Raw genomic sequence first — 17,690 nt, forward strand, 5'->3', positions numbered from 1 at the left:
CGATCTCCCCGTCGTCGTTCAGGTCGAACGCCGAGGCGCGCGGCTCCTTGGGCAGCCCCGGCATGCGCATGATCTCGCCGGTGATGGGGACGACGAAGCCGGCGCCGGCGGCGAGCTGGATCTCGCGCACCGTGACCAGGAAGTCCTTCGGCCGTCCGAGCAGCGCGGGGTTGTCCGAGAGGCTCTGCTGCGTCTTGGCGATGCACACGGGCAAGCCGCCGAAGCCGGCCTTCTCGAGCTGCGCGAGGTCGCGCTTCGCGCGCGCGGTGTAGTCCACGGCCTGCGCGCCGTACATCTCGCTGGCAATGGTCAGGATCTTCTTCTCCATCGGCCAGTCCCACTCGTAGAGCGGCTTGAACTTCGGCTCGCTCTTCGCGACCAGGTCGCGCACCGCGCCGGCGAGCTCGGTGCAGCCGCTGCCGCCCTCGCTGAAGCTCTTCGCCACGATGGCGGTCACGCCGAGCGCCTTGCAGTGCTCCTTCAGCGTCTCGATCTCCTCCTTCGTGTCGGTCGGGAAGTGGTTGATCGCGACGACGCACGGCTGGCCGAACTTGTGGATGTTCTCGAGGTGCTTCTCCATGTTCGACAGGCCGCGAACCATGGCGTTCACGTTGCTCTGGCCGACGTCGCTCAGGCGCATGCCGCCGTGCATCTTGAGCGCGCGGATGGTGGCGACGAGCACGGTGCAGGCGGGGGCGAAGCCTCCGTAGCGGCAGTTGATGTCGAAGAACTTCTCGGCGCCGAGCTCGAACGCGAAGCCGGCCTCGGTGACGACGATGTCGGCGTAGGCGAGCGCCGCCTTCGTCGCGGTGATCGTGTTGGTGCCGTGCGCGATGTTGGCGAACGGTCCGCCGTGCACGAACGCGGGCACGCCCTCGGTGGTCTGCACGAGGTTGGGCTTGATCGCCTGCTGGAGCAGCGCGGACATGGCGCCGACGGCGTTCAGGTCGTTCGCGGTCACGGTCGTGCCGTCGGCGCGGTAGCCGACGACGATGCGCCCGAGCCGGGCCTTGAGATCGGGAATGCCGTCGGCCAGGCACAGCACCGCCATCACCTCGCTCGCGGCGGTGATGTCGAAGCCGGTCTCGCGCGGCACGCCCTCGGTGCGGCCGCCCAAGCCGATGACGATGTCGCGCAGCGCGCGGTCGTTCATGTCCACGACGCGCTTCCAGGTCACGCGGCGCGAGTCGAGGCCGGACGGGTTGCCGAAGTGCAGGTGGTTGTCCACGAGCGCGGCGAGCAGGTTGTGCGCGGCCGAGATGGCGTGGAAGTCGCCGTTGAAGTGCATGTTGATGTCGAGCGCGGGCACGACCTCGGAGGCTCCGCCGCCGGCGCCGCCGCCCTTCATGCCGAACACGGGCCCGAGGCTGGGCTCGCGCAGGGCCGCGGCGCTTCGCACGCCGATCCTGGAGAGGCCCTGGACGAGCCCGATGGAGGTCGTGGTCTTGCCCTCGCCGGCGGGCGTCGGGGTGATGGCCGAGACCAGCACGAGCTTGCCGCGCCGCGGCCGGTCCTTGAACGCCGACAGCGCGAGCTTGGCCTTGTAGTGGCCGTACGGCTCGAGCTGCGCGGGCTCGATCTCGAGGGACTTGGCGACTTCGTGGATGGGCTTCATGTCGGGGCGCTCTTCCCTTTCCCGGCCGCGGGGGTCAGTGGGCGCGGCGCGGCAGGGGCGCATGTTCGCCGCAGCCGCGGCGCTCCGCAACCGCCGCGGAAGATTCGCCGGCGGTCCGCCGCGAGCCGGCCGGGGCGTGTCCCTCGCGGCCCCGCCCCGACCGGGGCCGAGATCGCGCGGGGCGCCCGCCCAGCCCGGGGCGGCACCTCGCGCCTCAAGCGCACGGGCGTTTCGGCCGAAAACCCTGCGGGAAACCTCATAAGCCAAGTTTCGTCCCTGCGCGAACCCGCTCGGCGCGCGCGGACGCTGTTCGCGTTTGCCTCGGGGACGAGGAGGATCGTTCGGCCATGGATGCTCGGTCCACCGGGCCATGGATGGAATCCGGCCGCGAAGCCGGACTGGTGCTGTCGGCGCAGCGCGGCGATCTCGACGCGATGCTCGAGCTGCTGCGCCATTACCAGCACCCGCTGTGGCGGCTGTGCTTCGCGTTCACGCGCGACGTGGTGGACGCCGAGCGGCTCGCCCAGGAGGTCGCGCGCCGCGCGCTGCGCAACGTGCGCCAGCTTCCGGTCGGTCAACCCTTCTTCCCGTGGATCGCGCGCCTCGCGCGCACGCTCGCCATCGCCTGGCTGCGCCGCAAGGTCGGAGGACCCGCCGAGCGCCGCGAGGGCCACCTGCGCCGCCCGAACGGCGAACGCTGGAGCAGCGGCGCGTTGGGCGCGCACCATCTGGAGTACGAGCGCAAGGTCCTCGACGCCTTCGGGGAACTGCCGGCCGAGGACCAGATGCTGCTCGCGCTGCGGCTCTTCGAACGGCTGCCGTACGCCGAGATCGCGGTCGTCGCGGGCCTCGCGCTGCCGCCGACCATGCACCGCATCGCGGCGCTGCGCGAGAAGATCGAGCACGCCGTGCGCGACGGGAAGGCCGCGTGAGGCACCTGACCGTCCAGCAGATCTCGGGCTCGCTCGACGGGGCGCTCTCGGGTGTCTCGCTCGAACTGGTGGTCCGGCACCTGTCGAGCTGCCACGAGTGCCGCGAACGGCACGCGCGGCTGACGAAGCAGGACGACGCGCTTCGCCGGCTGCTGGCCTGCGAGTTCTCGGACGTGTTCTTCGACGACATGCTCGCGCGCCTGGGCGCGGTGCTCGAGGCGGAGTCGCGCGGACAGATGCCGCCCGAGCACGCGCTGCCGCCCGAACTGCCGCCGCTCGGTCCCGACAAGCCGCCCTCCCGGGAAATGGCGCGTCCCTCCGCCGCGATGCGCAATCCCGCCCTGCCTTCGGAGGAAGAGCAGAAGCGTCGCGCGGCCGAGGAGCTCAAGGCGGCCGAGGCCGCGGCCATGAACTCGCTCGAGGAGCTGATGCGCGAGATGCGCGAGGCGCGCGGTGTCGCGAGCGCGAAGCCCGAATCCGCGCCGGAGTCCGGCCCGCCCGACGCCGCGTCCTCGCCCGCGTCCATCCTGCAGCTTCCGCCCGAGATCCTCGCGTCGCTGCGGGACGCGGCCGCGGCGATGCCCGAGGTCCCGCCCGCGCGGAAAGCTGGTCCGGTCCGCGCGAGCGAGCCCGAACCGCGGCCCGAGCCCGTCCGCGCGAGCGAGCCCGTGCCCCGGCCCGAACCTATTCGCGAAACCGAAGCCTCGCCGGACCGCGCGAGCGAGCCCGAGCCGTGGCCCGAACCGAGCCGCGCGAGCGAGCCTGAACCCCGGCCCGAACAGGAGCCGATCCGGATCGTGCCTGTCGGGGAAGACCCCGTGGACGAGCCGCGGCTCGAGCCGGCGATGCATGCCGGGCCGGTCTGCTCGTCTCCCGACGAGGGGCCGTTCGCGCCGGTGCGAGACAGCGTCTCGGTGGATGACGAGCTGCCGATTCGCGCGGAGCAGGACCCGCCTGCCCTGCAGTGGGAGGTCATCGAGGGACCGCTGCCCGTGGGTCCGGACTTCGGCACGACGGCGGAATCGGCCGCCGAACCCGAGCCTCGGGCGCATCGCACGGACGAATACGCGGCCGCGCCCACGACATTGCCGCAGCCCGAGCCCGAGCCGGTTCCCGAGCCAGCGCCAGAGCCCGCACGCTGGTCAGCTCCCGCTCGTCCGGTCGAGCCGGCCCGTTCGTCCACTCCCTCCACCCGACCCGGCGATGGACGCGAACCGGCGGCTGCCGAGCCAGCCCGGTCTCCCGCGCAGTTGCGTCACTCCCGGCAGCCGAACCCGGTGGACGATCCCTACGCCGACTACGAGGAGCGGCTCGAGCAGGAACCGCCCGAGAGCGCGCGCCACCGCCCGGCGGGCCGCCGGCTGCGCAAGCGCCACATCGTCGGCGCGGCCGTGGCGGTGACGGCGCTGCTGATGGCGCTGGCGGGCAGCGGCTACCTGCCCGCGGTGATTCGCGTGCCCCTGCCGCAACTGCCCAGGCCGCGCGTGCCGCGCATCGAGGTCGTGCGCGTGCCGCTGGCATCCACGCAGGAGCCGGCGCGCGATCCGCAGGACGAAACGCTGGCGAGCACGCCGGAGGGAACCCGCCCGGTCGTGCGCACAGCGCCCTCGCCCTCGGGCGAGCCGCGCGTGGTGCGGCCGAATCGCGCAGGGTCCGCGGCCATGAAATCGGAATCACCGGCAGCTTCCGCGCCGAAACCCGTGGCACCTCCCGTGCGCGAGTCGGTCGCGGAGTCGCGCCCGGCGCCGGTCCGCACGCCGGTTCCCACGCCCGTCACCGAGCGCCCGACTCCGCCGACTCCCGCCGCGAGCACTCCGGCGCCCGTCCGGGCCGCAAGCCCGACGCCCGTTCAGACCACGCCACCCGCGCCCGTTCAGGCCTCCCGCCCGGCGCCGGCCGAGGCCTCGCCGACTCGCGCCTCCGAGACGGAAGCCACAGACAGCGCCTCGTGGCCGCTGCTGTGCGGCATCGTGCTCGACGAGACCGGCGCTCCGGTCGCGGGCGCGCGCGTGACGCTCGCCGACCTGGACCTGGGCGCACGCACCGACCGTCGGGGCCGCTTCTGCGTGGCCGCGCCTCCCGGGGATCGCACCCTGTCGGTGGTGGCGACCGGCTTCGTGACGAGCCGCAGGGTCGTGAGCCTGGGGACGGAAAACCTCGAGGTCTCGATCCCCCTGACCCCCGCGCCCTGAGCCCGGCGGGGTCGCCGGACGGCCCGCGTCTCCCTTGCGCGGCCGACGAGCGCTCCTCCCGCGCCCGCAGGACTTCGCCGCCGGGCCGGCCTGCCGCGCCGCCCCGGCGCAGTTCGGGCTAATGCACCCGCCGCAGCGGGGCCGATATCCAGAGGAGAGCCGGCAGGCTCGCGCCCGCCCTGCGGCGGGCGCCGTCCTTTCCGTGCCAGTGGGCTTCCCCGAACCACCTCGACCCGTCGTGGGCGTGGAGCGCGTCATTCCGTGAGCGAGTTGGACGACAAGATCGTCAACGAGTTCCTCGTGGACAGCTACGAGGGCCTGGACCGGCTGGACCGCGACCTGGTCGAGATCGAGTCGTCCACCGGTTCCTCGGCCGCGGTCGTGCGCGCGTTTCGGACCCTGCACACGATCAAGGGCACCTGCTCGTTCTTCGGCTTCCGCCGGCTCGAGCGCGTCGCGCACGCGGGCGAGAACCTGCTCGCGCGCGTGCGCGCGGGCGAGCTCGCGCCCAGCCCGGCGATCACGCGGGTGTTGCTCGCGGTCGTGGACACCGTGCGCTCGATCCTCTCGAGCATCGAGTCCACCCGCGCCGAAGCGCCCGGCGACGACGGTCCCGTGCTCGCGCAGATCGCCGAGCTGACGGGAGCGCAGGACGCCGCCGCTTCGCGCGGCCCCGCCGGCGCGGGCGCGAAGGGCGCGACGCCCGCGGGCGGCCGGCCGGTCGCGACCGAACCGCAGGTGGCACGCGTTCCGGCGGCCGCCGAACCCGCCGACGACGGCACGCTGCAACGCGCGAACGTGCGCGTGGACGTGCGCGTGCTCGACGGCCTCGTCAACCTGGTCGGCGAACTCGTGCTGGCCCGCAACCAGCTCGTGCAGCACATCGCGCGGCAGGACTGGACCGCGCTGCAGACGAGCGCGCAGCGGCTCAATCACGTCACCTCGCGCCTGCAGGAGGAAGCCCTGCGCACGCGCATGCAGCCGATCTCGGCGCTGTGGACGAGGCTGCCGCGCCTCGTTCACGACGTCGCCGAGGCGTGCGGCAAGCAGGTGGCGCTGAGCATGGAGGGCACCGACACCGAGCTCGACAAGACGCTGGTCGAGGCGCTCAAGGATCCGCTCGTCCACCTCGTGCGCAACGCCGTGGATCACGGCATCGAATCGCCCGAGGCCCGGCTCGCCGCCGGCAAGCCGGCCGAGGGACGGCTGCGGATGCGCGCCTGGCACGAGGCCGGACAGGTGCACCTCGAGATCCAGGACGACGGCGCGGGACTGCCGCTGGCCCGCATCCGCGAGCGGGCGCTCGAGCGCGGATTCGTCCGGCAGGCGGACGCCGATCACATGAGCGAGCGGGACTGGATCTCGCTGGTCTTCCGCCCCGGATTCTCGACCGCCACGCGCGTGACGAGCGTCTCGGGCCGCGGCGTCGGCATGGACGTCGTCAAGACCAACCTCGAGCGCATCGGCGGCTCCATCGAGCTGGCTTCCCAGGCGGGCGCGGGCACGCGCGTGCGCCTGCGCATTCCGCTCACGCTCGCGATCCTACCGGCGTTGCTCGTCGAACACGCCGGCGAACGCTACGCGCTGCCGCAGATGCACCTGGTCGAGCTGGTCCGCGTCTCGGCACGGAACCTCGGCGCGCGCATCGAGTGGCTGCACGACTCGCCGGTCTACCGCCTGCGCGGCCGGCTGCTGCCGCTGGTGTTCCTCTCGCAGGTCCTGCGCGGCGCCGACCCGCGCCGGTCCCCCGGCCGCGGTCTGGTCGTGCTGCGCGCCGAGGGCCGCACCTTCGGGCTGGTCGTGGACGCGGTGCACGACACCGAGGAGATCGTCGTCAAGCCGCTTTCCGAGCGGCTGCGCTCGGCGGACCTGTTCGCCGGAGCGACGTTGCTCGGCGACGGCCGCGTCGCGCTCATCCTCGACGTGCCGACGCTCGCGCGGGTCGCCGGCGTCAGCGGCGGCGAGGAAGGCTTCGCCGTCGCCGCGCCCGCGGTCGCCGGTCGCGGCCTGCTGCTCGTGGACCTGTGCGGCGGCGGCCGGGCCGCGGTGCCGCTCGAACACATCGGCCGCATTGACGAGCTGCACGCCGCCGAGTTCGAGCACCGCCCGGGAGGCTCCGCCGCCCGCTGGCGGGGCGAGGTGCTGCCTGTGGCGCCACTCTCGCCCGCGGGCGAAACGCGCGCGGTGCCGGTCGCGGCGGACCGCCTCTATCCGGTCCTCGTCGGGCGCGCGGACGGCCGCTCGTTCGGCTGGGTCGTGGACGCGATCGCCGACGTCGTGACGGTCGAGGCGTCTCCGGCCGTGGGCGGGCGACTGCTGCTCGCCGACCGCATCACCGACCTCGTCGAGCTCGCACCCGAGTTCACGGCGCGCTTCGCGGAGCCTTCGGTCGCCTCGCGGGAGGCCGCATGAGCGCGACTCCCGCGGCCGTCTCGGGCTGGTGCACGTTCCGCGTCGCCGGCCGCCTGTGCGGCCTCGACGTCACGCGCGTTCAGGAGGTCCTGCGCCCGCAGCCGGTGACGCCGCTGCCGCTCGCGCCGCCGGCGGTGCGGGGGCTGCTCAACCTGCGCGGCCGGATCGTGCCCGCGGTGGACCTGCGCGCGGTGCTGGGGTTGCCCGCGCCGGAAGCCGCGGCCCCGGCGGGGCACCTCGTCGTCTTCGACGGCGACTCGCCGGTCAGCCTGCTCGTGGACGCGATCGGCGACGTGCGTCGTTCCGGCGACTGCGCGCTCGTGCCCGTGCCCCACACGCTCGAAGGCCCCGCCCGCGACCTCATCGCCGGCGCGGTGCCCCTGCCCGACGACCTGCTGCTCGCGCTCGACCTCGACCGAATCCTCGAACGCGCCTTCGCCGGAGCGGGCGCGGACCCCACCACCGGCCGCCCCCCGCGGCCCGCCGGAGGAACCCGATGAACTGGACCGTTCGCCGAAGGCTCACAGCCCTCAGCCTGCTGAGCACCTTCCTGATCCTCGCCGGGGGTGGCGTCTGCTGGATCGCGCTCGATCAGTCGAGCCGCACAGCGCGCGACCTGGGCGGCGTGGCGCGGGCGCTGCGCTTCCACCTCGAGGTCGTGCACGCGCAGGCGGAGCTGGCGGGCGACGTCCACCGCGGCCTGCTGGCCACGAACGACGAGGAACTCGACCGCGTCCGGCAGGACTTTTCGGCGCACGTCGCCGAGTACGACCGCCATCGCGGCGAACGTGACGCCTGCGCCCTGGACGGCGCGACGAAGGCGGCGATCGAGGACGGCCGTGCGAGTGCGATCGACTACAACCGCCGGGCCGCCTCGATCCTGGCCGCGGCGGGCAGGGGCGACCGCACCCGTGCGCTCGCGTCGCTGACCGCGTTCGAGGCGAGCGCCCGCGAGCTCGAGGAGAAGAACACCGCCATCACCGGCCGGCTCTACGACCACGCGATCGCGGGCGAGAGCCGCAGCGGCGAGATCGCACGGCGCGCCGCCGTGCTGGCGCTGCTGCTGCCGCTGCTCATCGCCATCGCCCTGTGGCTCGCCGCCCGTGCCATCCGGCGCAGCATCATCGAGCCGGTGGACCACGCCGTGAACGTGCTCGACGCGCTGTCGAGCGGCGACCTGGGCGCGCGCGCCGACCTGCGCACCGACGACGAGCTGGGCCGCATGGGCCGCGCGATTGATCGCGCCGCCGCGAGCCTCGGCACCACCATCTCGAACATCGCCCGCAACGCCACCTCGGTGGGCAACGCCTCCGAGGAGCTGGCGAGCGTCAGCCAGCAGCTGTTCAACAACGCGCACGAGACCTCGACCCAGTCGAGCGTCGTCTCGAGCGCCTCCGAGGAGGTGCACGCCAACGTCCGCCTGGTCGCCGCCTCGGCGCAGGAGGTCGGAGCCAGCATCCGCGAGGTCGCGCACAACGCCCAGGAGGCGGCCGGCGTCGCCCGCACCGCCGTCGCGGTCGCCGAGCGCGCGAACACCACCGTGCAGCAGCTCGGCGACAGCACGCAGCAGATCGAGGACGTCCTCGAGGTGATCACCTCGATCGCCGAGCAGACCAACATCCTCGCGCTCAACGCCGAGATCGAGGCGGCGCGCGCCGGCGAGGCCGGCAAGGGCTTCGCGGTCGTCGCCAACGAGGTCAAGGAGCTGGCGCGCGAGACCGCCCGCGCCACCGAGGACATCAACCGGCGCATTGACGCGATCCGCGACAACAGCCGCGAGGCCGTCGCCACGATCGGCGAGATCGTCGCGATCATCGAGCGCATCAACGCCACCCAGACCACGATCGCCTCGGCGGTCGAGCAGCAGAGCGCCGCGACCGCCGAGATCACCCGCAGCATGGGTGAGGCGGCCCGAGGCACGGCCGAGATCGCCGAGACGATCGGCGCCGTGGCGCGCTCGACCGAGAGCACCAGCGCGGGCGCGCGCGAGACCCAGCGCGCCGCGAACGAGCTGGCGATGATGGCGGCCGAGCTGCAGCGCATGGTCGTCCAGTTCCGCGGTCACGCGGGCGCGCCGCGCGCGGCCGCCGCGCCGGCCGGCGACGTGGTCCCTCTGCGGAGAGCCGCATGAAGTCCCGGCTGACGAACCTGCCGCTGCACCGCCACCTCGCGATCCTGTCGCTCGCGCCGGCCGCGAGCGTCGCGGTCTTCGCCGTGGTGTTCCTGCTGCGTGCGGGATACGAGGCGGCGGCCCTCGGGGTCTTCGCCGCGCTGTGCGCGCCCGTGCTCGCCGTGGCCGCCGTGTACGGGCGCGGCCTGATCCGGGTCGTGTACGCGGACGTGCGCGCGCTCACCCACATGGCCTCGGCCATGGCCGACGGGCGGCTCGACGTCCGCGTTCCCGTCGAGGGCCACGGCGAGGTCACCAACCTGTGCCTCGCGATGAACCGCCTGAACGACGCGCTCGTCTCGGTGACCGGCCAGCTCCAACGCCAGTCGCAGGCGCTCGCGCGCGCCTCCGAGGAGATGAGCATCGTCAGCTTCGAGATGAGCACCAACGCCGAGAACACCTCCGGCGGCGTCGCGGGGCTGTCCTCGAGCGCGCAGGAGGTCAGCCAGAGCGTCGGCGCCGTCGCCGTCGCCGTCGAGCAGATGGGCGGCAGCATCCTCGAGATCTCGAAGAACACCACCGAGGCGGCCCGCATCGCCGCCGCCGCCGCCGCCGAAGCCCATTCGGCGAGCGGAACGGTCACGCGCCTCGGCGCGAGCAGCGACACGATCACGGGCGTCGTTCAGACGATCGCCTCGATCGCGCGGCAGACGAACCTGCTGGCGCTCAACGCGACCATCGAGGCGGCGCGCGCCGGCGAGGCCGGCAAGGGCTTCGCGGTCGTCGCCCACGAGGTCAAGGAACTGGCCCGCAGCACGTCGGCGGCCACCGAGAACGTCGCCCGCACGATCGAGAGCGTGCGCGCCGACACGCACGACGCCGTCGAGGCGATCGAGCGCATCCGCGACACCATCGTCCAGATCAAGCAGATCTCCAGCTCGATCGCGAGCGCCGTGGACGAGCAGCTCGCCACGACGAGCGAGATCGGGCGCAGCCTCGGCCTGGCCGCGAGCGGCGCGATCGAGATGAGCGACGGCACCGGGCAGGTCGCCGAAGCCGCGCAGCAGTCGGCCGCCGGCTCGTCGCGCACGCAGAGCGCCGCCGGCGAACTCGCGCGGCTCGCCACGCACATGCGCCGCCTCACCGATCGCTTCCGGCTCGATTCCACCGCCACCGCCAGCGCCGAGCCCGGCGCGGGCGCCCCGCACGCACCCGAGGATCAGGAACTCCGCCGGGCCGCGTGACGCCCGGCACATCCTTATAAGGAGGAGCAGATGAAGGCACTGGTCGTTGACGATTCACGCGCCATGCGCAGCATCATCGGAAAGTACCTTCGCGAACTGGGCTTCGAGGTGTTCGACGCCGCGAGCGGCCTGCAGGCGCTGGTGGACATCCGCAAGATCGACGGGCTCTCGCTCGTTCTGGTGGACTGGAACATGCCCGAAATGGACGGCTGCGAGTTCCTGCAGAAGGTCCGCAACGAGCCGCAGTTCCAGGACGTGCCGATCATGATGGTCACGACCGAGAGCGAGATGGAGCAGGTGGCCGTCGCGCTCGAGGCCGGGGCGAACGAGTACCTGATGAAGCCGTTCGACAAGCAGGGCCTGCTCGAGAAGCTGCTTCTGCTCGGCGTGGACCCGGGCGAGCAGGCGGCGTGACGGAGCGCGCGAGGACCGCATGAAACGCATCCGCGTCCTGGTGATCGACGACAGCGTCACCGTCCGCCAGCTGCTGGTGGACGCCCTGTCGGCCGATCCGGAGGTTCACGTCGTCGGCACGGCGCCCAACGGCGCGCTCGGCGTGACGCTTCTGCCGCGGCTCGTGCCGGACGTCGTCGTGCTCGACGTGGACATGCCGGTCATGGACGGGCTCGCGTTCCTGCAGCGCGTGCGCCCGGCGTGGCCGAAGCTGCCGATCATCGTGTTCAGCACGCACACGACCCACGGCGCCGAGACCACGCTTCAGGCGATGTGGTTCGGCGCGACCGACTACGTCGCCAAGCCCAGCGCCTCCGACTTCGAGTCCGCCGTTCAGCAGGCGCGCCGCGACCTGCTGCCGCGGATCAAGGCCTTCGCGCGCCGCGACGCGGCCGCCGCCGGCCCCGCGCCCCCGCGTGCGGGCGCCCTCGCCGCGTCCGCCGGCCCCCCCGCCTCGCCGGGTCCCGCGCCGCGCCCGACCGTCGTGGCGATCGGCGCGTCCACCGGCGGCCCGCGCGCGCTGGCCGAGTTGCTCGGGGCGCTGCCCGCCGACTTTCCCCTGCCGGTGCTGATCGTCCAGCACATGCCGCCGCTTTTCACCCGCCACCTCGCCGACGGACTGTCGGCGCAGTGCGAGCTGCCGGTGCTCGAGGCCGGGCACGGCGCGACGCTCGAACCCGGAACCATCTGGGTCGCTCCCGGAGATCACCACCTGACGGTCGGACGCGACGGTCCGCAGCTGCGGCTGTGGCTCGACCAGGGACCGCCGGAGAACGCGTGTCGCCCGTCGGTGAACCCGCTCTTCCGCTCCGTCGCCGACGTCTTCGGCCACGGCGCGCTCGGCGTCGTGCTGACCGGCATGGGCCAGGACGGGCTCGACGGCGCGAGCCGCATCCGCGCCGCGCGCGGCCAGGTGATCGTGCAGGACGAGCCGAGCAGCGTCGTCTGGGGCATGCCCGGCGCGATCGCCCGTGCCGGGCTCGCCGACAAGGTGCTGCCGCTCGCTTCCATCGCGCCCGAGATTCTCGTCCGTGCCCATCGCTCCGGAGGCCGACGTGCAGCCTGACCCGAAGCCCGGTATCGGCGGCGCGCGACCGGCGCTCTCGCCGCAGGATCACGACATGCTGCGCACGCTGCTCTTCCAGCGCACCGGCATCCGTCTCGAGGAGGGCAAGGAGTACTTCGTCGAGATGCGCCTGTGCTCGCTCGCGACCGACGAGGGCTTCGGCTCGCCCACCGACGTGCTCGAGGTCCTGCGAACCGAGGAGAGCTGGGGCGTGCTTCACCGCCGCGTGGCGGAATGCCTCGCCATCGCCGAGACGTCGTGGTTCCGCGACGTGCACCCGTTCGACGAGCTGCGCCGCAGCGTGCTGCCGCAGCTCATCCAGCGGCGCACGACCACGCGCGAACTGCGCCTGTGGAGCGCCGCCTGCGCGAGCGGGCAGGAGCCGTACAGCGTCGCGATGCTGCTGCGCGAGCACTTTCCGCAGCTCGTCTCGTGGCACGTGCACCTGCTGGCCACCGACTTCTCGACCAGCGTGCTGCGGCGCGCCCGCGAGGCGGTGTACAGCCAGATCGAGGTCAACCGCGGACTCCCCGCGCCGATGCTGGTGAAGTGGTTCCGCAAGGACGGGCTCGACTGGCGGCTGCGCGACGACGCGCGCAACGCGGTCGAGTTCCGCGAGCTGAACCTGACCGCGCCGTGGCCGGCGATGCCGCCGCAGGACATCGTGCTGCTCCGCAACGTGCTGCTCTACTTCGACGCCGCGACGCGCCGCACCGTGCTGCGCAACGTGCACCGCGTGCTCGCCCCCGACGGCCTGCTGTTCCTGGGCGGGGGCGAGACCACGCTCACCATGGACGACTCGTTCGAACCGGTTTCGTTCGGCCGCACCGTGGCCTTCCGGCCGCGGCCGGGCGTCCGCTGAAGGGAGTGAGGTGAAGCCGATGGGCCGTGACACGATCCCGATGCAGGAGTGGTTGAAGACCTTCGAGGCCGCCGCGGCCGAGTTCGCCACCGGTTCCATGCGCTTCGACGCGAAGACCGATCTCGCCACCGCCGAGACCGCGCGTCCCGGCGCGTACATCGCCATCCTCTCGGAGCGCAACTCCATCCATCTCGGGCTCTCGACGACCAGCGCCGGGCTGCACGCGCTCGCCCGCGGCCTGCTCGGGCTGCGCGCGAGCGAGGACCTGACCGACAAGGAAGTCGCCGACGGTGTCTCGGAGGTGATGAACATCGTCGCCGGCAAGGTGAAGTCGCAGATGGCGGGCCGCGACGGCCAGCTCCGGCTCGGGCTGCCGATGTACCTGCCGAGTCCCATCAGCGCCGGGCCCGGCATGGAAGTGCTCGGCGCCGAAGTCCGGCTCGGGCCGGTGCCCTGCCGGCTCAGCGTCTATCGCCGCACGCTCCAGCAGCGCAAGGCGGCGTAGGGCGCCGGCGGCCGCAGGTCCATCGCGGCCGCCGCGCCCATGATGTGGCGCCCATGCCGTCGTGCCCGCGCTGTCGTGCCCATGATGTTCCGGGCCTCGCGCGCCCCTTGCCGAGGGCCCGTCCGGGCCGCGATAGTTCCTCCCTCGACGCAGCGCCTCGAACGCGCGGAGGATCCGGTGAAGCGCACGCAGACCGACACGGCGCCCGGCAGCACGGTCACGTTCGATACGATGAACGGCTTCCGGCCGCGCAAGCCCGGGACGGAAGGCGAAAACCCGTGACCGCCCGCGCCACCGGGCCGTTCGAGGTGAAGCTCGCTCCGCTCGCGCTCTCGGAGGTCGCGGCCGAGTCGGGGCTCGGGCGCATGTCCCTGGACAAGGTCTTCCACGGCGATCTCGAGGCGACGAGCACCGGCGAGATGCTGAGCGCGATGGGAAACGTGCAGGGCTCGGGGAGCTACGTCGCGCTCGAGCGGGTGATCGGCACGCTGCACGGACGCCACGGCACGTTCGCCCTTCTCCATCGCGGCACGATGACCCGCGGCGCGCAGGCACTCAGCGTCACCGTCGTGCCCGACTCGGGCACGGGCCAGCTCGAGGGCCTCGCCGGCTCGATGGAGATCGTGATCGAGGATAGGGCCCACTCGTACGTCCTCGACTACACGCTGCCCGACCGCATCGCCTGACGGCGCCGCCGGGCCGCGCCGCCCGCCCCGGCGCGTTGCGAAACGCCACTCGGCGCTAAAGCCGGGCCCGCCCGCCGCCCGATAACGGGGACGAGGCGTCCACCCCCCGTCGGCGGGGCCCACGCGGTCCTCATGCCGGGTGCCCATCCCGCCCTTCCTCCTCGCGCGCAGCTCCGGAGCCTCGCAGCGGTCCGTCGTGCGCGGCGTCCTTTGCGCCGGGCGGCGGTCCGCGATTCGTCCATCGGACCCACCAGGGAGGTTCCGGCGATGTTCCAGCACCTCAAGCGCGCCCTCGCGTTCGCGATCGTTGCCGCGGCGTTCTCGGCCCCGGCGACCGCGTTCGCGGACGGCGGCGTCCGCGTCGCACTCAGCTCGCAGCGCGTGACGATCGTCGAAGGCAAGGAAGTTCTCGTGTCGGCCGACAAGGCCCGGCCCGGCGACGTGATCGAGTACCGCGCGGTCTACAAGAATGACGGCCGCACCGCGGTTCGAGAACTCGACGCCACCCTGCCGGTGCCCAGCGGGCTCGAGTACCTGCCGAAGACCGCGGCGCCCGCCGTGGTCCTCGCGAGCACCGACGGCCGCACGTTCGCCCCGGTTCCGCTCGTCCGCACCGTCCGCACGACCGACGGGCGCGAGGTCGTCCGCGAGGTTCCCCTCGCGGAGTACCGCGCGCTGCGCTGGTCCATCGGGACGCTGGCGGCGAAGGAGTCGCGCACGGTGCGCGCGCGCATGCGGGTCGCCCCGCTCGCGAGCGTGGCCGCGAACGAACGCTGAGCGCCGGACACCGAATCCCATTTCCCGTTGCCGCGTGACGGGAGGCGGTCCGGGCGCCCGAACGCCGGAATCCGCCTTCTCCGCGACGGCCCATGAAAGTCAGAACCGGCAGCAGGCAACACCATCCTCGGAGGGGAACCATGAAGGTCCCGCAGAACCCCGGCCTCGGCCGGCGGCTCCTCGTGCGCTTCGGCGTCCTCGCGACGTCCGTGGCGGCGATGGCCCTGCTGGCGATCGCGGCGAACGCCGCGCCGCCCGCGGGCACGCCGATCGGCAACACGGCGAGCGCCACGTACGTGGACGCCGCCTCGCAGACGCACACCGTCACCTCGAACCCGGTGACGACCGTCGTGCAGCAGGTGGCGAGCTTCACGCTCACCGCCAACGGCACGCGCACCTCGGCGCCCGGCGGATCGGTCGCGTTCCCGCACGTCCTCACGAACACGGGCAACGGGTCCGACGCGTTCCCGCTCACGGTCGCGAACCTGGGCGGCGACAACTTCGACCTGACCGGCCTCGCGCTCTACGCCGACGCGGACGCCAACGGCGTGGCGGACAACTTCGTCCCGCTCGCGACCACCGGCACGCTGGCGCCCGGCGCACAGTTCCACTTCGTGCTCATGGGCAGCGTGCCCGGCACGCAGGTGGCTGGGGACGTCTCGAACGTCCGCGTCTCGGCCGTCAGCACCTTCGACGGCGCGCAGACGGCGTTCAACGACGACCAGGTCACGGTCACGGGCAACGCCGTGCTCGCGGTGACCAAGGCGATCAGCCAGAACAACGGCGCCTCGCCGAGCGGCCCCTACACCTACACCCTGTCGTACACCAACTCGGGCAACGCGACGGCCTCCGGCCTGCGCCTGACCGACATGATTCCCGCCGGCATGACGTTCGTGCCGGGCAGCGCGCGCTGGAGCGTCACGGGCGCGACGCCGCTGACGGACGCCGACTCGACCGACGCGCAGGGCGTGGCCCCCGCGACCGTTCGCTTCGACTTCAACGTCGCGACGGGCGGCGCGGTCACCGCGCAGCTCAACCAGGTGCCGCCGGGCCAGTCGGGCAGCGTGACCTTCCAGGTCAACGTCAACGCCGGCCTCGCTCCGCAGGTGATCGACAACTCGGCGCGCTTCGCCTACAACGACGGCGTCGCGAACATCGGACCGTTCTTCACCAACCTCGCGTCGTTCACCGTGAACCAGGCGGTCGCGCTCACGTTCACCGGCCAGACGATCCCGAGCGCGCTGCAGGGCTCGGTCGTCACGTTCACCAACACGCTGACCAACAACGGCAACGGTTCGGACGTGTTCGACATCACGGTGAACACGGGCACGTTCCCGGCGGGCAGCTCGGTGACGCTGTACCAGACCGGCGGGCTCGCGCTGCTCACCGACTCGAACGGCAACGGCATCCCGGACACCGGGCCCGTCGCCGCCGGCGCGACGTACGACGTCGTGCTGCGCGTGCAGCTGCCCTCGGCCGCCACCGGCGGTCCCTACTCGCTCACCAAGACGGCGACCTCGTGGACGAATCCGCTGGTCTCTGCGGTGGCGACCGACGTGCTGACGGCCATCGTCGCCAACAGCGTGGACCTCACGAACGACTCCGCGCTTCCGGGCGCTCCCGGCGCCGGACCCGGCCCCGAGGCCGCGTTCGTGGTGCGCAACACCACGACCCCCGGCACGACGACGCGCTTCACGCTGTACGTGAACAACACCAGCGGCCAGAACGACAACTTCGACCTCGCGGCGAGCACCGACAACACGTTCGGCGCGATCACGCTCCCGGCCGGCTGGTCGGTGACGTTCCGTAACGCCTCGAACAGCGTCATCACCAACACGGGCGTCATCGCTTCCGGCGCCGCGACGCTGGTCTACGCCGACGTGGACGTGCCCGCGGGCGCGGCCGCGGCCGACGTGGACCTGTATTTCCGCTCGCGATCGCCCGTCTCCGGAGCGTCCGACCGCATCCACGACCAGGTGCGCGTCAGCGTCGTGCGCAGCCTGACGCTGGTGCCGAACAACTCGGCCCAGGTCGCCCCCGGCGGCTTCGTCGTGTACACGCACATGCTGACGAACACCGGCAACGTGCTCGAAGGCGACGGCACGGGCAGCTTCGTGTCGCTCGCCATGGCCAACGACCAGGCGGGCTGGAGTTCGGCCCTGTACTGGGACACGAACGGCAACGGCGGCTTCGACGGCGCCGACCAGCCGGTCTCCGACCTCTCGTCGCTCGGCGGCCTCGCCCCGGGTGCGAGCGTGCGGCTGTTCGTGCAGGTGTTCGCGCCGGCCGGCGCCCCGCTGGGCCAGCTCAACACGACCACGGTCTCGGCGACGACGTCGAACCTGGCCTACACCGACCCGGTCCCCGCGGTCGCCAACGCGACGGACGGCACCACGGTCATCAACGGCCAGCTCACGATCACCAAGACGCAGAGCGTGGACCGTGACTGCAACGGCGTCGCGGACTCGACGTTCACGTCGGCGAACCTCGCCTACGGCGCGGTGCCCGGCGCGTGCATCCGCTACGAGATCACGGTCACGAACATCGGCACCACGCCGGTGACCGGTGTCGTCGTCAACGACGCGACCCCGGCCAACACCTGGTCGTGGAACGCCGCCCTGGCGAGCACGACGGTGGGCGGCATCACGGTGCCCGCCGACGGCGCGAGCGGCGCGGTGACGGCGAACGTGGGCGTTCTGGGACCCGGCCAGTCGGCCGTGATCCAGTTCAGCGTGCGGATCGCCTTCCCGTGATGTCACGCGGCTGAAGCAGCGACCGGCGCGGAGCACGGAAGCTTCGCGCCGGTCGTGGGCGCCGGGACGGAAGGTCCCGACGC

General features: G+C 72.7%; 14 protein-coding genes. 13 read left to right on the forward strand and 1 reads right to left on the reverse strand.

Going from position 1 to position 17,690, the window contains the following annotated elements:
* On the reverse strand, positions 1–1,615 hold a 1,615-nt coding region (locus IT347_02290; protein ID MCC6348402.1), incomplete at its 3' end, for a formate--tetrahydrofolate ligase.
* 347 nt (positions 1,616–1,962) lie between these two features.
* Here IT347_02290 and IT347_02295 point away from each other — a divergent pair.
* The 13 genes from IT347_02295 (at position 1,963) to IT347_02355 (ending at position 17,607) form a co-directional block, all read left to right on the forward strand.
* Positions 1,963–2,547 carry a sigma-70 family RNA polymerase sigma factor gene (locus IT347_02295; GenBank protein ID MCC6348403.1) on the forward strand — a complete coding sequence of 195 codons (585 nt, stop codon included), beginning with the start codon at positions 1,963–1,965 and terminating at the stop codon, positions 2,545–2,547.
* Complete coding sequence (locus IT347_02300; GenBank protein ID MCC6348404.1) at positions 2,544–4,739, forward strand: carboxypeptidase regulatory-like domain-containing protein; 2,196 nt, start codon at positions 2,544–2,546, stop codon at positions 4,737–4,739. The genes IT347_02295 and IT347_02300 overlap by 4 nt, the downstream gene beginning before the upstream one ends.
* A 261-nt stretch (positions 4,740–5,000) precedes the next feature.
* Positions 5,001–7,151 carry a chemotaxis protein CheA gene (locus IT347_02305; protein ID MCC6348405.1) on the forward strand — a complete coding sequence of 717 codons (2,151 nt, stop codon included), beginning with the start codon at positions 5,001–5,003 and terminating at the stop codon, positions 7,149–7,151.
* Complete coding sequence (locus IT347_02310) at positions 7,148–7,651, forward strand: purine-binding chemotaxis protein CheW (GenBank protein ID MCC6348406.1); 504 nt, start codon at positions 7,148–7,150, stop codon at positions 7,649–7,651. Before IT347_02305 ends, IT347_02310 begins: the two co-directional genes overlap by 4 nt.
* Positions 7,648–9,282, forward strand: a complete 1,635-nt coding sequence (locus IT347_02315) for a methyl-accepting chemotaxis protein (protein ID MCC6348407.1) — start codon at positions 7,648–7,650, stop codon at positions 9,280–9,282. The genes IT347_02310 and IT347_02315 overlap by 4 nt, the downstream gene beginning before the upstream one ends.
* Positions 9,279–10,505, forward strand: coding sequence for a methyl-accepting chemotaxis protein (locus IT347_02320; protein MCC6348408.1), 1,227 nt, complete (start codon positions 9,279–9,281; stop codon positions 10,503–10,505). The genes IT347_02315 and IT347_02320 overlap by 4 nt, the downstream gene beginning before the upstream one ends.
* Before the next feature lie 30 nt (positions 10,506–10,535).
* Positions 10,536–10,919 (forward strand): response regulator, encoded by a 384-nt coding sequence (locus tag IT347_02325; GenBank protein MCC6348409.1) that lies wholly within the window; start codon positions 10,536–10,538, stop codon positions 10,917–10,919.
* 19 nt (positions 10,920–10,938) lie between these two features.
* Positions 10,939–12,024: a chemotaxis-specific protein-glutamate methyltransferase CheB gene (gene cheB, locus IT347_02330; protein MCC6348410.1), complete on the forward strand. Its 1,086-nt coding sequence runs from the start codon at positions 10,939–10,941 to the stop codon at positions 12,022–12,024.
* A 55-nt stretch (positions 12,025–12,079) separates the two neighbouring features.
* Positions 12,080–12,886, forward strand: a complete 807-nt coding sequence (locus IT347_02335; protein ID MCC6348411.1) for a protein-glutamate O-methyltransferase CheR — start codon at positions 12,080–12,082, stop codon at positions 12,884–12,886.
* Between the two features lie 19 nt (positions 12,887–12,905).
* Complete coding sequence (locus tag IT347_02340) at positions 12,906–13,391, forward strand: chemotaxis protein CheX (protein ID MCC6348412.1); 486 nt, start codon at positions 12,906–12,908, stop codon at positions 13,389–13,391.
* Positions 13,392–13,669: 278 nt separating this feature from the next.
* Positions 13,670–14,077, forward strand: a complete 408-nt coding sequence (locus IT347_02345; protein MCC6348413.1) for a DUF3224 domain-containing protein — start codon at positions 13,670–13,672, stop codon at positions 14,075–14,077.
* 267 nt (positions 14,078–14,344) lie between these two features.
* Complete coding sequence (locus IT347_02350; GenBank protein ID MCC6348414.1) at positions 14,345–14,854, forward strand: DUF11 domain-containing protein; 510 nt, start codon at positions 14,345–14,347, stop codon at positions 14,852–14,854.
* A gap of 140 nt (positions 14,855–14,994) precedes the next feature.
* A complete protein-coding gene (locus IT347_02355) occupies positions 14,995–17,607 on the forward strand; it encodes a DUF11 domain-containing protein (GenBank protein MCC6348415.1) in 2,613 nt (870 codons plus the stop codon).
* The last annotated feature ends 83 nt before the right edge of the window (positions 17,608–17,690 follow it).

The sequence above is a fragment of the Candidatus Eisenbacteria bacterium genome (genome assembly GCA_020847735.1).
Lineage (GTDB): Bacteria > Eisenbacteria > RBG-16-71-46 > RBG-16-71-46 > RBG-16-71-46 > CAIXRL01.

Coding starts and splice junctions, on each gene's coding strand:
- IT347_02315 (MCC6348407.1), top strand. CDS start 7,648: ATGAACTGGACCGTTCGCCGAAGGCTCACAGCCCTCAGCCTGCTGAGC.
- IT347_02320 (MCC6348408.1), top strand. CDS start 9,279: ATGAAGTCCCGGCTGACGAACCTGCCGCTGCACCGCCACCTCGCGATC.
- IT347_02295 (MCC6348403.1), top strand. CDS start 1,963: ATGGATGCTCGGTCCACCGGGCCATGGATGGAATCCGGCCGCGAAGCC.
- IT347_02335 (MCC6348411.1), top strand. CDS start 12,080: ATGCTGCGCACGCTGCTCTTCCAGCGCACCGGCATCCGTCTCGAGGAG.
- IT347_02355 (MCC6348415.1), top strand. CDS start 14,995: ATGAAGGTCCCGCAGAACCCCGGCCTCGGCCGGCGGCTCCTCGTGCGC.
- IT347_02310 (MCC6348406.1), top strand. CDS start 7,148: ATGAGCGCGACTCCCGCGGCCGTCTCGGGCTGGTGCACGTTCCGCGTC.
- IT347_02325 (MCC6348409.1), top strand. CDS start 10,536: ATGAAGGCACTGGTCGTTGACGATTCACGCGCCATGCGCAGCATCATC.
- IT347_02350 (MCC6348414.1), top strand. CDS start 14,345: ATGTTCCAGCACCTCAAGCGCGCCCTCGCGTTCGCGATCGTTGCCGCG.
- IT347_02340 (MCC6348412.1), top strand. CDS start 12,906: ATGGGCCGTGACACGATCCCGATGCAGGAGTGGTTGAAGACCTTCGAG.
- cheB (MCC6348410.1), top strand. CDS start 10,939: ATGAAACGCATCCGCGTCCTGGTGATCGACGACAGCGTCACCGTCCGC.